The following is a 14,681-nucleotide window of genomic DNA, read 5'->3' as shown; positions in this document are numbered from 1 at the left end:
TTTTGTCGTGCGTCGGCGAAATCAGTACCAGGCGTCGGCCATGGATTGCTTCTTGCGCTCGATGAAATCGCGGAGCGCTTCATCGATGGCGGGATCGATGTCCGGGTCGGTATGGCTGGCAAGCAAGGCCTTCCATTTCTTGCTGGCCCGAACATCCGCGGCGTTCGAGCCGGCGTCGCGCCATTGCTCGAAGGAATCATTGTCGGCAAGATCCGCGTCATAGAAGGCGGTGGTGTAATTCGCCATGGTATGCGCACAGCCGAGGAAATGCTTGCCCGGCTCCACCTCGCGGAAGGCATCCATCGCCAGCGTGTTGTCGTCGAAGGTAAGGCCGGCCATCAGCTTGTGCATCATGCCGAGATGGTCGCAGTCGAGGACGAATTTTTCGTATCCCATGACGAGGCCGCCTTCGAGCCAGCCGGCGGCATGCAGGATGAAATTGGCACCACCCAGCAGCGCCGGCCACAGAGAATCAGCACTCTCTTGTGCTGCCTGGGAATCCGCGACCTTTGATGCGGTCAGCGAACCGCCGCAACGCAAAGGCACGCCGAGACGCCGCGCCAATTGTCCGATGGCGAGATAGGCCATCGCCGGCTCCGGCATGCCGAACGTGGGAGCGCCCGAGCGAAGCGACATCGAGCTCAGGAAATTGCCGTATATCACCGGGGCGCCTGGCCGTTCCAGCTGCGTCAACGCCACGCCGACCATCGCCTCGGCATGGGCCTGGGCGATGGCACCGGCTGTCGTCACCGGACCCATGGCACCGCCCAGGATGAAGGGTACAACGACCGCCGCCTGGTTGGCGCGGGCATAGGTGCGCAGGCCCTGGGACATGACGCCATCGAAGATCAGCGGCGAGTTGGTGTTGATGTTGCCCAGGATGACGCAGTTCTTGTCGACGAAATCGGCGCCAAAGAGGATGCGGCACATCTCGATCGAATCCTCGGCGCGTTCAGGCGCTGTGACCGAACCCATGAAGGGTTTGGCCGAGTGCTTGATATGCGCATAGACCATGTCGAGATGACGTTTATTGACCGGCACGTCGACCGGTTCGCAGACGGTGCCGCCGGAATGATGGATCCATGGGCACATCCAGGCCATCTTCACGAAGTTCTTGAAGTCTTCGAGTGAACCGTAGCGGCGGCCTTGCTCGCGGTCATAGACGAAGGGCGAGCCGTAGGCCGGCGAGAAGACGATGGCATCGCCGCCGATCTCGACCGCATGCTGCGGATCGCGGCCATGCTGCGTGAAGACCTTCGGCGTGGTTTTCTGGATGATCTCGGTCACCATGCCCGGCTCGAAACGGACACGCATGCCCTCGACCTTGGCGCCGGCCTTGCGCCACAAATCGAGTGCCGCGTCGTCGCCACGAAATTCGACGCCGATCTCAGCCAGGATCTGCTCGGCCTGGGCATGCAGGCGATCGAGGCCGTCCGGCGAGAGAAAGGCATAGGTCGGGATCTGCCGGCGCAGATAGGCCGGCGCGGCAACTGTCGGCCTGGACCGCGTCCGATTGCGCTGCCGGGTGGGTGTGGCGCTGGCTGTTGGCTCGCTCATCGGGGTCACCTTGTCTCGTCCTCAAATCCTGACGCATGATGCTAGCTGGTGGCGCGACTATGTAATCCTGGAAAAAAATCAGGAAGTTGATAAGCTGGCCTTATGAAGTTACTGCGTATGCAATTGCCGCCCCTGAACGCCCTGGTCATTTTCGAGGCCGCCGGGCGCCTGGCCAGTTTCACCAAGGCGGCGCAAGAACTCAACATGACCCAGGCGGCGGTCAGCTATGGCGTGAAACAGCTGGAAGCGGCGGTGGGGACCGCCCTCTTTCGTCGTGAGCACCAGCGGGTGAAACTGACCGAGGAAGGCCGGCGCTACCATCAGGACGTGACCCTGGCACTGGAGCATATCCGCCGTTCGACCGAGACGCTGCGGCGCAGTCAGGGGGGTACCCATGTGACCCTCTCTTGCTCGACCGCCTTTGCCTCCTGGTGGATGCTGCCGCGGCTGGCGCTCTTTCGGCAGGACAACCCAGGCATCGACCTTAGATTGCAGACGACCGACAAAGACATCGATCTTGATGCCGAAGGTGTGTCGCTCGGCATCCGACGCGGCGATGGGCGCTATCTTGGGCTCGACGCAGTGGAGATGGTGGGGGAGGCAATCATTCCGATTTGCAGTCCCGCTTATCTTGAACGCGCCGGTCCGATCGGGTCGGTCGCCGATCTCAGGAAGCAGCGGCTCATTCATTTGGACGAGCCATTCCGCGCCAGGCCAAACTGGGCGGACTATTTCCGCGCGATGCAAGCCGCCACCGGCCCCGAAGATGCGGGGCTGCACCTCAATGACTATGCCCTGGTCGTCGGTGCCGCGCTGGAAGGGCAGGGTATCGCACTCGGCTGGCGGCACCAGACGGATCATCTGGTGGCACGTGGCCTGCTGGTGCACCCTCTGGACCGACCCTGGGTCACAGGTCTCGCCTTCCATGTGGTGTGGCCGCATGGTGTCCCATTGGCGCCGGAGGCGGAAGCCGTTCGCGATTGGCTGGCGGGCAATCCACCGATACCAGCGCCGGCATGGCCGGCCGCAATGCGCTAGATCGTCGTCACCGGTGTTGGCATTTCAAAGACGCGCAATTGGTTGCGCCCACCTTTCTTGGCGGCATAGAGCGCATCGCCTGCCAGTTTGAAGAGGGCCGCACGGTCGCTGGCGGGACCGGGCCGGCAGATCGCCACACCAATCGAAATCGTGACGATCGACGCCGTACCCGAATGCGCATGCGGCAGCGACAAGGCGCGCACAGCGTTGAGCAGTCTTTCGCCGACAATTGCCGCGCCGCTGGCATCCGTGTCCGGCATCAGGCCGACGAATTCCTCGCCGCTATAGCGCGCCAGCAGATCGCCCGGACGCAGAATGGCCTTCGACATGGCTTGTGCCAGAATGCGCAAGGCGTCATCGCCGGCCAGATAGCCATAGGCGTCGTTATAGGATTTGAAGTTGTCGATATCGGTCAGGTAGACGCCGATGCTTGATTTCAGCCGGATGGCGCGACGCCATTCGCGGTCGAAGTCTTCTTCAAACGCGCGGCGATTGGCGATGGTGGTGAGGCCGTCGATGGCGGAAAGGCGGCGCAGGAAATCACGCTGTTTTTTCAGTTCCAATTGATTGCGAACGCGCGCCATGACAATCGGCGGACTGACAGGCTTGGCGATGTAATCGACGGCACCCAAAGCGAGGCCGCGGGCTTCCTGTCGTTCCTGATCCATCGCGGTGACGAACATGACGGGGATGTCGCGCGTGAAGGGATTGGCCTTTAACCGATCGCAGATCTCATATCCGTCCATGCCCGGCATCATGATATCGAGAATGATGAGGTCCGGCTCCTCCGAGGCGGCGAGGGCCAGGGCGTCGCTGCCGTTGTTGGCCGTGATGACCTGGTAGATGTCGCGCAGCACGACATTCATGATGGCCAGATTGGTGGGCGAATCATCGACCACCAGGATCAGATCTTTGTCGCGCGCCATATCGCCCGAATGCCTCGACTTGTTTTCATTGCTTTGCGACATGACCGATCCGAACGCTCATCACGTTTAAAGGATAGATATGCTACCCTTAAAAGTTAGCGCACGGCAGGTCAACATGCCTTTCTGATCATTGGTGTTTCACCGCGAACAGGCGAAACTCGCGGCTAGCCTCGGCCGACATCTCCAACGGCTGCAACCACGCCGGCACCTCTCCCCTCAGGAGTCGATGATACAACGAATTGGGCGCGGATTCACCGATCACCTTCGGAACCTCGACAATGCAGATGAGGACGTAGTCGGCCTGACGCCGCGCGAGGACGGCCTCGGCTGCCGTCTCATCGGTGCTGAGCGCCAGCGCATACATGTCGGCGACATCCTGCACGCCGCGATGATAAGGCCCGCCGACGAAACGATAACCGGTGCGATAGGCAAGTTCCGGCGGGTAGTTGATGGATTCCGTGATGATGATCGGCGTGTGCCGGTCGGCACCGACGGGCTCCGGCGTGAGGATGCCGGGATGCGCCGCATTCAGCCAGTCGGCCACCGGCTTGGGATTGCAGACGGCAGCCTTGGGCGGCGCCACCTCCGATGGCGCCAGCAGCCAAAGCTGACCGCCGAAGACGACCACCATCGCACCGAAGAGGCGCGCCATCGTGCGGGTGGCGGGCATGCGGTCCTGGGCCAGATCGCAGATGAGCGCAAACAGCCCGCAGCCGAGCAGGGCGCCGAACGCGCTTAAGAAAACGGCGAGGCGCTGATGCTCCAAGGCCCCGAACAGCGCCACCAGATAGGAGACGGACAGGAACAAGGCGGGTGCAAAGCGCTCGTCCCGTCGCCATGCGTGCAGGCAGATGGGAATGACGGGCAGGGCGGCCAGCGCATTGCCGATCATGCCGAAGAACTGGTCGGCGGTCCCCCGGTTGACAGGCCAGATCGACGACATTTCCAGAATGTCGTCGAGGAAGACCATCGCCTCCTTGTTGGAGATATTGCCGAGGGGACCCAGGTAGAAGCCCGGAAAGACGAGGCCAAGACTGATGGCCGAGGCAAGCGCCACCACGATCATGGCAACAATGCGCAGCGGCTCGCGCCAGGCGATACGCTCGGCAATCCAGAAATCGATCATCGCCGTCAGGGCGAGGGCGAGGTGTAGGCTCGAGACCTTGTCATATTCGGCGAGGAGCCAATGCGCCGGCGGCTGTTCGATGAGGATGGCCGCCAGCAGAACAATGGCCATGCCGCAGCTGAAGCGGCGTCCCAATCTGGCCCAGTTCCCGCCCGCATCCGGGCGCAGCAGCCACAGCAGACCGAAACTGATGATCGTGGCACCCGTCCCTATCAGCGCTTCCGGGCTGACCCAGATACCGACGCCGGCCCAGGCGCCGGCGGCCAGGGCAGGGCGCGCATTGTTGGGCTGTAGCGCGGCCCGGATGGTCTGGCCGGCGGCGAGCAATGTCAGGAGCAGGCCCAGGCTGTGGTGATCCGGCCGACCGGCCAGGCAATAGGTGAGTGCCGCGCCGTTGAAGAGGACCATCAACCCGGCGAGCCGCCAGGCACCATGCTGCGGCCACAGCATTTTTGCTGCGTTGGCGGCCACGAGGCATGCGAGCACTTGCAGGATCGGCGAGATCCAGAAGCCGACCCAGTAGATTGCGCGTTCTATCGGCAGCCCGGCGACATTGAGGAGCAATGCCGGCAGCAGGATGAGCAGATCAAGCGGCCGGGTCCAATGCAGCGACAGCTTGCCCGGGGCGCCTAGGCTCGATGTCAGCGTCTCATACCAGTCGCCGCTCTGCCACAGTTCCTGAATGCGGATAAGCCGCATATAGGCGTCTGTATCCTGCAGGCCGCCCGACGCCAACAGGCCACTCTGCCGCGCCAATGTGACGTGCAGCGCGAGTGTCGCGATGGAAATGACGGCGACATCCGCGGCATTGCGCCATCGGCTTGAAGTGGGAGACATGAGTGCGACGCGATCCAAAATTAGGTGCCGCTAATTCCGGCCGTTAATCGTTAACAAAGTATTGCCGCTCATCTCGTCAGCCGACAAAACTGCTCAAAACGCGGAGAACAGGCCTACTCTTCACACGATTATGTAAAGCTATTCTCTTCGAATGACTTGCGAAGCAATGAGTCGCGTTGGAAGATGATTACCAGTGTCCGCGCGTCTGTAAACCGTCGTGAGGCACCAAAAAGAAAATCACGAGTGGCGACGCTTAAGTCGCGACCCAGGTTGCAACGTACTCAAAGAGTTGGAGATATACACATGAACAAGCTTCGTAAGCTTTTTAAGTCTGAATCGGGCGCAACCGCCATTGAATACGGTCTGATCGCCGCCTTCGTCGCGCTCGCCATCTTCATCGGTGCGCAGCTCGCCGGTAACGGCCTCAACAAGATGTTCATGGTCATCGGCACGAAGATGTCGAACGCCGCTTCGACCGCGACCAACTAAGTCACCTTACGACTTAGTAAGACACGTCCGACGCGTCGGCTCCACCCGGAGCCGGCGCGTTTTCGTTTTGGCATAGGATAGACTGGCTCTATCGTGGCGGCCGTTCCCGCGCAGCCCACATTTTTTCGACGCACCGGTTGGTTCCCTTGTCAGATCTTTTCATCGTCACCTGTGAGATTCTGCTGCTCGGTCTCCTGATCGTGGGGGCCGCCTTCGACATCGCCAAATTCCGGCTGCCGAACTGGCTGACGGCGGCGACGGCGCTGTTGGCATTGCCATGGCTTGCACTCTCGGCTCCGGTATGGCCTGACCTCGGCCTTCATCTCGCGGCCGGCCTGCTCTTCCTGGCGGTTGGCATCCTGGCTCTTCGTTTCGACCTGATGGGGGGCGGCGATGTCAAATGGCTGGCCGCGCTGGCGATCTGGGTCGGCCTCGGCCTGGATCTGGTCCGGCTCCTGATGCTGACCGGTTTTGCCGGCGGCATTCTGGCCGGGATCATGCTCCTGCTCGGCCGTTTTGGGGTCACCTACGGCGTGCAGGATGGCAAGCGGCACCTCCCCTATGGGGTCGCTATCGCCTTGGCGGGACTCGATTTCTGGTTCCGGCGCGGGCATCTGGGGCAGCAGATCGCCGTCCTGTGGGGCTAGCGGCGGCGCTGTTAACCAATTCGCCCGACGCTGGGGTCAGCTTCCTGTTAAATATTCAGAAAGCGCTGCAACATTTTGACTCAATGCGCTGAATCTCGGTCGGCCGATCCGACAAATCGGGTAAAACGGCTGGCATCTTAACCAAAAATTGGTAATAATGGTTTACGGGGATCATGTGGGGCGAAATGAATCGTCCGCATGAATCGTTCTGGCTCTGCGCCATTGCTGCAGGCTGGGAAAGAGGGGCCAAATGCGGCCGATTGTGCTTGTTCTGATCGTTGTGGCGCTGGGGGCGGCGATCCTGACGGCGTTCCTGGCGACGCGTTTCCTGGCGTCCGTCCAGCAACAACAGCCGGCGCAGACGGCTGAACAGGCGGTCGTGACCGGTGTCGAAGAGGTGCTGGTGGCAGCACGCGACATCAATCCCGGCGACGTCCTGGTCGACACCGATTTCCGCTGGGAGCAGTGGCCCAAGGCGGCGATCGACCCGCGCTTCACGCTCAAGAGCGCTGCCGGCGAGGATCCGCTGGCGCCCTTCCGCGATACCATGGCGCGGCGCGCCATCATGACCGGCGAGCCGATGGCGGCAACCGCCATCGTCAAGCAGGGCGATGCCGGCATTACCTCGGCGGTGCTGGCGCCCGGCATGCGCAGCGTCACCATCGACGTGTCGCCGCGCACGGGCGCTGCCGGCCTGATCCTGCCAAATGACCATGTCGACATTTTCCTGGTCAGCAACATTCGTGACATGGCGCGCGTGCCGGAAGATGTCGGCCGCGACATTCTCAGCCAGACTGCCGTCGAAGCGATCATGCGCGACATCAAGGTGGTCGCGGTCAACCAGAGCCTGACACGCCCCGAAGGCACCGGGCCCGGCATCAACGCCCAGACCGTGACCATGGAAGTCACATCCGAACAGGCGCAGAAGGTCCTGGTCGCATCGCAGATGGGGCAGATCGTGCTCGCCTTGCGCAGTTGGGCCCGCAACGACGCGGCCGCCGAAGCCGATGCCAAGGCGCCGCTGTTCGTGACGGATCGCAGCACCAGCAAAGTACTGGACGATTTGATGGGCGGCGTCGGGGACCAAGAGATGTTCCAGATGCCGTCGGAAAACGATCATCAGGAAACGTCTCCGGCGCCCAAGGTGGCGACGCAGTCGATCCGGATCAATCGCGGCGGTGCCGTAACTGTTGAAAGCCTGGGCCAATAGCCCGTGCAGCAATGATCGGACGAAAATGAAACAGGGATGTTCGTTGCGATCCACGATGGCGGGGTGCCTCATCGGCATGGTCGCCATCGGTATCGCGGTCGGCGCGAGTGTTCAGGCGATGGCGCAAACCGCGCCCGTGATGCCTCCGGTAATGCCGATGACCCCGTCGCCGGTTGGCGAGGCCGCGAGCGTTGAAAAGCGGATCGAGCTCTCCGTCAACAACACGCGTGAATTGACACTCGCCCAACCAGTGCGCGACATCATTGTCGGCAACCCGGACATTGCCGACGTCATCATTCGCTCGCCGACCAAGCTGTTCATTGCCGGCAAGACGGTCGGATCGACCAATCTGTTCCTGCTCGATTCCGCCGGCAAGATGATCGACAGCCTGCAGATCTCAATTCATCCCGATGCCGAGGCGGCCGAAGCGGCGATCCGCAGCGTCATGCCGGACGAGACGATCACGATCTCCGGCGCCGGCGATTCCCTTATCCTCAATGGAACCGTCAGTTCGGATGCAAGCTCACAGCAGGCCGCCAGCATCGTCCGTCGCTTTGTGGCGCAGGACACGCAGGTCATCAACCTGATGCGTCTTGGCGCTGAGCAGCAGGTTCTGATCAAGGTGTCGGTCGCCGAAGTGCAGAAATCGGCGCTGAAGGAATTGGGTCTCGAGAACCTCATCAGCCCCACGACCATCGGTGATCTGGTGATCGCGGGTGCCACCGGTGGTGCTTCATCCGTGATTGGCGGCGGCATCGCACCGCTCATTACACAGAGCGCGCGTACGGCCTTGCCGGCAGGCGCCTTGTTCATTGATGGCCCCGGCGCCATCGACACCGCAGTGCGTATTCTCGAACAGCATGGCCTTGCCCACAATCTGGCCGAACCGAACCTGGTTGCGGTCTCGGGCGAATACGCCACGATGCTGGCGGGTGGCGAAGTGCCGATCCCGACCGCCCAGGATGACAACACCATCACGGTGACATTCAAGCCGTTCGGTGTTTCGCTGACCTTCCTGCCGATCGTCCTCGATCGCGGGCGCATCAGCCTGAAGATCGCGACCGAGGTGAGTGCTGCAAACTTCACCGATGCGGTCTCGGTCGGCGATATCACACTGCCCAGTTTTGTCGTGCGTCGCGCGACCTCCACCGTCGAATTGCCGAGCGGCGGCAGCATCATGCTGGCGGGCCTGCTCAACAACGAAATCACCGACGCCTTGCGCGGTGTGCCGGGGCTGATGAACATCCCGATCCTTGGCACGCTGTTTCGCTCGACCTCGTTCCAGCAAAAGGAATCGGAACTCGTAATCGTGGCGCGCGCCTTTATCGTGCAGCCGACCGACCCGAAAGTGCTGTCGCTGCCGACCGATGGTTTCGCGCCGGCCAGCGACCTCGACATGTATCTGCTGGGCCACTTGCAGAACATCTATACAAATCGTCATGGTGCCGCCAAGGAACAGATGCCTCAGTTGCAGGGTCCTGTCGGCTATATCATTCGGTAAGGAGGGCAAGCCCATGAAACGACGCCTGCTCGCCACCGCCATGTTTGCAGTCTTGGGCGCGCTTGGCCTTGCTGGTTGCGAGGCCAACATGCCGGACTATGAATATGGCGAGCAGCACCCGATCAAGGTCGAAACACGGACGGCGCTGTTGATTCTCGATCCCGGTCCGGGCGGCCGGGTGCAGAATGCGGACTTGCCGGCGATCACGGAATTCTCCAGCGACTTTGGCAAGAAGGCCGCCGGCGGCATCACGGTCCGTGTCGGCGCTGCCAATGCCGCTGATCCCTTGGCGCAGGCCTTTGCGACTGACGTCATGCAGGTGCTGGCCAGCCGCGGCATACCGGCGGCCGCCGTGCAGCTCAGCTTCGCCACGGATCCGCAATCGGCCAAATACGGCCGGGCGGTGATGGAATACCCGATCTATGTGGCGCTCGCCGATGAATGCGGGACTTGGAAGGACCGCCCGGAATTCACCCCGCTCAACGAGAACACCTACAATTTCGGTTGCGCAACGCAGCGCAACATCGCGGCAATGATCGTCAATCCCAAGGATCTGGAAGATGCGGCATTGCTGAGCGGGCGCCTGGCAGCGCGGGCCGACAACATTGTCGGCAAGTACATTGTCGGCGCCAAGATCGGTGGATCGACGGAGACACCGGCGATTCTGCCGCCGACGACGACTGGAGGCAATTAAGTGATTCACCGCTTCAGCATCGAAGCATTCCCCCAGTCCAAGGAGACCGAGGCAGCGCTGGCAGCGCTGATGAGCGAGCGCGAATTCGCCAAGTCCAAAGTCACAATCCATTTCGGCGGAATGGCGCGGGCCGCCAAGCATTATGTCGACAACCCCAGTCCGCAATTCATCATCGTCGAAGAGAACGGCAGTTCTGACGATATCCACAAGGGACTGGAGGCGCTGGCCGATGTCGTCGAGCCGGGGCGCAAGGTCATCGTCATCGGCACGGTGAACGACGTCCAGGCCTATCGTCGCCTGGTCAACGAAGGGGTGAGTGAATATCTGGTCGGGCCGGTCAGCACCGCCGATATCGCCGCGGCAATCTTCGGCTGCATCAAGGACGCCAATGCCGCGCCGAAGGGCCGCGTCATTTCCTTCATCGGCAGTCGCGGCGGCGTCGGCAACTCGACCTTGGCCGCCAACATGGCCTGGACGCTGGCTGCGATGAATGACGAAGATGTCATCGGCATCGATTTCGATTTCAACTTCGGCACCATGGCGCTGGCGCTGAATGTCGATCCCAAGCAGCCGGTCGTCGAAGCGTTGACCGAGGCCGAGCGGATCGATCCCGTCCTGGTCGAACGCTTCATGACCGAGCACGGACCTCATCTTTCCGTCCTGTCGACCGCCGGTTCCCTGAAGGAACTCAGCGAGCCGTCGAGCGAAGCGGTCGAGCGGCTCATCGATATCTGCCGGTCGATGTCGCAATACGTGATCCTGGACCTGCCGCGCCATTGGAGCGGATGGCTGAGTTCCGTCCTGCTTTTGTCTGATGAAATTGTCGTGACGGCCAATCCGGATCTTGCCAATCTACGTGACGCCAAGCTTTTGTTCGACTGGCTGAAAGGGCGCCGCGGCAGTGCCGCGAGCCGCCTTGTGTTGAACAAGGCCGATATCGCCAAGAGGAACCAATTGTCGGCAAAGGACTTCCAGGATACCCTGGGCGTCGCGCCGAGCCTGACGATCGGTTTCGACCCGACCCTGTTCTCGCAATTGGCCAATAACGGCCAGGCACTGGGCGAAGGGGCGAAGTCGCATCGCTTGAACGAGCAGTTCCGGCAGTTTGCGCAGCAGATCGGCGGCAAGAAAGGCAGCATTGCGCGGCAGGCGTCGCCAAAGCTGCTGGGCTGGCTGAAACGGCCGGCGAAAACGAAGTAGGCCGGCGCGAGCGCTGGTGAAAGTCGAGCCGGGAAAGAAGCATGTTCGGCAAGCGCAATACGCCCATCGGTGCCGCCAGCGACAAGCCGTCGCCAGGCAGCAGCCTGCCTGAAAAGCCGGCCACGAGTCTGCCGGTGCCGACCGCAGCAGCGGCCGGCGGCGCCGTCAACATGGCGCCGTCCACCCGGTCGGTCGACATGGACAACCGCCTGGGCGAGGTCAAGGTCAGTGTCTTCAACGATCTGATGGCGACGGTCGATCTTGGCGAGTTTGCCAAGCTGGATCACAAAGCCGTCCGCGAGGCGATCAGCGAGATCGTCAGCGAAATCATCAACATGCGCAATCTGATGCTCTCGGCCATCGAGCAGCAGACACTCATCACGGATATCTGCAACGACATCCTCGGCCTGGGTCCGCTCGAGCCGCTGCTGGCGCGCGACGACATCGCCGACATCATGGTTAACGGCTATGACAAGGTCTATATCGAGACTGACGGCATCATCCAGCTGACCGACGTCAAATTCCGCGACAATCAGCAGCTGATGAACATCTGCCAGCGCATCGTGCAGGCCGTTGGCCGTCGTGTCGATGAATCGAGCCCCATCTGCGATGCGCGCCTGCAGGACGGTTCCCGCGTCAACGTCATCGCACCGCCGCTGTCGATCGACGGCCCGGCCCTCACCATCCGAAAATTCAAGCGCGATCGCCTCACACTCGACAAGCTGGTGAAGTTCGGGTCGATCTCTCCGGCCGGCGGCCGCCTGCTCGAGATCATCGGCCATTGTCGCCTGAACGTCATCGTTTCGGGCGGTACCGGTTCCGGCAAGACCACCTTGCTGAACTGTCTTACCAACTATATCGACCGCAACGAACGCATCATCACCTGCGAGGACGCCGCGGAACTTCAGCTGCAGCAGCCGCATGTGGTGCGCCTGGAAACCAGGCCGCCCAATCTTGAGGGCGTCGGCCAGGTGACCATGCGCGATCTGGTGCGCAACTGCCTGCGTATGCGCCCCGAACGCATCATCGTCGGCGAAGTCCGCGGGCCTGAGGCATTCGACCTGCTGCAGGCCATGAACACGGGCCATGACGGCTCGATGGGCACCATCCACGCCAACAACCCGCGCGAATGCATCTCGCGCGTCGAGAACATGATCGCCATGGGCGGCTATACACTGCCCGCCAAAACGGTCCGCGAGCAGATCGCCGGCGCGGTCAACGTCATCGTCCAGGCCTCGCGCCTGCGCGACGGCTCGCGCAAAATCACGCATGTCAGCGAGATCGTCGGCATGGAAGGCGACGTCGTGACACTGCAGGATCTGTTCGTCTACGAAATCCAGGGCGAAGACGCGCAAGGGCGGATCGTCGGGCGGCATCGCTCGACCGGTCTGCGGCCCGGCTTCTACGATCGCGTCCGCTATTTCGGCAAGGAGCGCGATCTCGCCGATGTGATGGAGGAAAGCGGTGTCTAGCCAGCTCTCTGGCATGATGCCGCAGATCATCATGCTGGCGCTGGCGGCAGGGGTTGCCATGACCCTGGTCGTCGTGGCGCTGGTTGCGGTGCTGGGTGCGCCGCGCGCGCGCATGAAAAAGCGGATTGCCGCGGTGGTGGGGACGGGGCCGCAGATCTCCGCGGATATCAAGGGCGGGCGCGACCATCAGATGGCGGGGCGCAAGAAACAGGTCGCCGCCAAGCTGAAGGAAGCCGAAGAGGCCAGCCAGCGTCGTCGCGGCGCACGCCTGCGCCAGGCCCTGGTACATGCCGGCCTGCAGATCACGCCGCGGCGCTTCATGTTGTTTGCCGCCGGGAGTGGGCTTTTTTTCGTCGCGATGACATGGTTATCGACCGGCAATTTGCTGCTGTGCCTCGTCGCCTTGCCGATCGGCCTGCTCGGCGTGCCCAAAATGGTTCTGAAGTTCCTGATCAAGCGGCGGCGCCAGAAGTTCACCGCCTATTTCGCCGATGCCATCGATGTCATCGTGCGCGGCGTGCGTTCTGGTCTCACCGTCGGCGAATGCCTCAACATTGTGTCGCGTGAGCTGCCGCCGCCTGTCGGTCCGGAATTCACCCTGGTCAACGAAGGCGTCAAGCTCGGCATGACCATGGCCGAAGTGCTGCAGCGCATGTCTGATCGTTTGCCCACGGCGGAAGTGCGCTTCTTCACCATCGTCCTCATCACCCAGCAATCGACCGGTGGCAACTTGGCCGAGACGTTGTCCAAGCTTTCGGACGTCTTGCGCCAGCGCAAGCGCATGCGCGACAAGGTCACCGCCATGTCGAGCGAAGCGAAGGCTTCGGCCGCCATCATCGGCTCGCTGCCGTTCATCCTGAGCGGCGCGCTGGCTGTCCTGCAGCCCGAAATCATCAGCCTGCTGTTTACGACGGATATCGGCAATCTGTGGATCGGCATCGGCATCGTCATGATGCTGATCGGGTCACTCGTGATGCGCCAGATGATCCAGTTCGATATCTGAGGTCGCTATGCAAGGTATCGAGCTAGGCATCAATCTGCCGTCCCTCATCATCGTGATTTCCTTCGTGGCGGCGTTTGCCTCGGTGCTGGCCGTGGCGCTGCCGTTCATTTCGCAGGGCAGCTTTTCCGATCGCCTGAAGACCGTTGCCGCCAAGCGTGAAGAACTGCGCATGCGCCAGCAGGAACAGTTCCAGCAGCGCAAGCGCCTGATGCCGGCACGGCACGAAGGCGCCATGCGCGCTGTCATCAATCTTTTCAAGATGGAAGAGCTGCTGAAGGCCAAGGATCTCCGGCTTAAACTGATGCAGGCCGGCTGGCGCCATCCGTCGACGCCTGTGCGCTTCATCTTTGCGCGTATCGCGGGGCCGGTCATCCTGCTGATCGGCGGCTATTTCTACATGTCCATTGCCTTGCCGGACAAGCCGGCGGAGCTGCATTTCGGCATCGCCATCGTTGCCGCGGCCTTTGGCTATATCTTTCCCAATCTATGGGTCAGCAACGCCATCCAGAAGCGGCAGGCGGCCCTGCGTCGTGCCTTTCCGGATACGCTCGACCTGATGGTGATCTGCGTCGAAGCCGGCATGTCGATCGAAGCGGCCTTCCAGAAGGTCACGGAAGAGATGGCGGAAAGCGCCCCGGAACTGGCCGAGGAAATCGGCATCACTGCGGCCGAACTTGCCTTCCTCGGTGATCGCAGCCTCGCTTTCGAGAACTTGGCGACGCGCACTGGCATGCGCGCGTTCAAATCATTGTCGACCACGCTCGTTCAGGCGGAAAAATACGGTACGCCCATCGCCCTGGGGCTGCGCACCATTGCGCAGGAGAATCGCGATGAGCGCATGATGGCGGCGGAAAAGAAGGCGGCCGCCTTGCCGGCCAAGCTTACCGTGCCGATGATCATGTTCTTCCTGCCGGTGCTATTCATCGTCATCATCGTGCCGATCGTCATCAAGGTGTCGGCGACGTTTAAGTAGCGATCGCT

The 14,681-nt window shown here is 61.8% G+C and carries 13 protein-coding genes; 10 read left to right on the top strand and 3 right to left on the bottom strand.

Annotated features, from left to right (window positions below; genetic code table 11):
• Window positions 1-21: 21 nt before the first annotated feature.
• Window positions 22-1,557, bottom strand: a complete 1,536-nt coding sequence (locus tag SMD31_RS02550; RefSeq protein WP_320499118.1) for a trimethylamine methyltransferase family protein — start codon at window positions 1,555-1,557, stop codon at window positions 22-24.
• A gap of 102 nt (window positions 1,558-1,659) precedes the next feature.
• Here SMD31_RS02550 and SMD31_RS02545 point away from each other — a divergent pair, with 102 nt between their 5' ends.
• On the top strand, window positions 1,660-2,595 hold the full coding sequence (locus SMD31_RS02545) for a LysR substrate-binding domain-containing protein (protein WP_320499117.1): 936 nt from the start codon (window positions 1,660-1,662) through the stop codon (window positions 2,593-2,595).
• Here SMD31_RS02545 and SMD31_RS02540 read toward each other — a convergent pair.
• Window positions 2,592-3,563, bottom strand: coding sequence for a diguanylate cyclase domain-containing protein (locus SMD31_RS02540; protein ID WP_320499116.1), 972 nt, complete (start codon window positions 3,561-3,563; stop codon window positions 2,592-2,594). The genes SMD31_RS02545 and SMD31_RS02540 overlap by 4 nt on opposite strands.
• Before the next feature lie 85 nt (window positions 3,564-3,648).
• Window positions 3,649-5,484 (bottom strand): hypothetical protein, encoded by a 1,836-nt coding sequence (locus SMD31_RS02535; protein WP_320499114.1) that lies wholly within the window; start codon window positions 5,482-5,484, stop codon window positions 3,649-3,651.
• Between the two features lie 303 nt (window positions 5,485-5,787).
• Here SMD31_RS02535 and SMD31_RS02530 point away from each other — a divergent pair, with 303 nt between their 5' ends.
• The 9 genes from SMD31_RS02530 (at window position 5,788) to SMD31_RS02490 (ending at window position 14,673) form a co-directional block, all read left to right on the top strand.
• The gene (locus SMD31_RS02530; protein ID WP_320499113.1) at window positions 5,788-5,973 is read left to right on the top strand and encodes a Flp family type IVb pilin; all 186 of its coding nucleotides are present in this window, start codon (window positions 5,788-5,790) and stop codon (window positions 5,971-5,973) included.
• Window positions 5,974-6,119: 146 nt separating this feature from the next.
• A complete protein-coding gene (locus SMD31_RS02525; protein WP_320499112.1) occupies window positions 6,120-6,620 on the top strand; it encodes a prepilin peptidase in 501 nt (166 codons plus the stop codon).
• A gap of 250 nt (window positions 6,621-6,870) precedes the next feature.
• The gene (gene cpaB, locus SMD31_RS02520) at window positions 6,871-7,830 is read left to right on the top strand and encodes a Flp pilus assembly protein CpaB (RefSeq protein ID WP_320499110.1); all 960 of its coding nucleotides are present in this window, start codon (window positions 6,871-6,873) and stop codon (window positions 7,828-7,830) included.
• 25 nt (window positions 7,831-7,855) lie between these two features.
• The gene (locus SMD31_RS02515) at window positions 7,856-9,331 is read left to right on the top strand and encodes a type II and III secretion system protein family protein (RefSeq protein WP_320499109.1); all 1,476 of its coding nucleotides are present in this window, start codon (window positions 7,856-7,858) and stop codon (window positions 9,329-9,331) included.
• Between the two features lie 13 nt (window positions 9,332-9,344).
• The gene (locus SMD31_RS02510; RefSeq protein ID WP_320499108.1) at window positions 9,345-10,025 is read left to right on the top strand and encodes a CpaD family pilus assembly protein; all 681 of its coding nucleotides are present in this window, start codon (window positions 9,345-9,347) and stop codon (window positions 10,023-10,025) included.
• Window positions 10,026-11,225: an AAA family ATPase gene (locus SMD31_RS02505; protein WP_320499107.1), complete on the top strand. Its 1,200-nt coding sequence runs from the start codon at window positions 10,026-10,028 to the stop codon at window positions 11,223-11,225.
• Between the two features lie 41 nt (window positions 11,226-11,266).
• Window positions 11,267-12,697: a CpaF family protein gene (locus SMD31_RS02500; RefSeq protein ID WP_320499105.1), complete on the top strand. Its 1,431-nt coding sequence runs from the start codon at window positions 11,267-11,269 to the stop codon at window positions 12,695-12,697.
• Window positions 12,690-13,700 (top strand): type II secretion system F family protein, encoded by a 1,011-nt coding sequence (locus tag SMD31_RS02495; protein ID WP_320499104.1) that lies wholly within the window; start codon window positions 12,690-12,692, stop codon window positions 13,698-13,700. The genes SMD31_RS02500 and SMD31_RS02495 overlap by 8 nt, the downstream gene beginning before the upstream one ends.
• A 7-nt stretch (window positions 13,701-13,707) precedes the next feature.
• The gene (locus tag SMD31_RS02490; RefSeq protein ID WP_320499103.1) at window positions 13,708-14,673 is read left to right on the top strand and encodes a type II secretion system F family protein; all 966 of its coding nucleotides are present in this window, start codon (window positions 13,708-13,710) and stop codon (window positions 14,671-14,673) included.
• The last annotated feature ends 8 nt before the right edge of the window (window positions 14,674-14,681 follow it).

The sequence above is a fragment of the Dongia rigui genome, from assembly GCF_034044635.1.
Lineage (GTDB): Bacteria > Pseudomonadota > Alphaproteobacteria > Dongiales > Dongiaceae > Dongia > Dongia rigui.
Note: the sequence above shows the minus strand (reverse complement) of the source record. Positions and strands in the feature narration are given on the sequence as shown.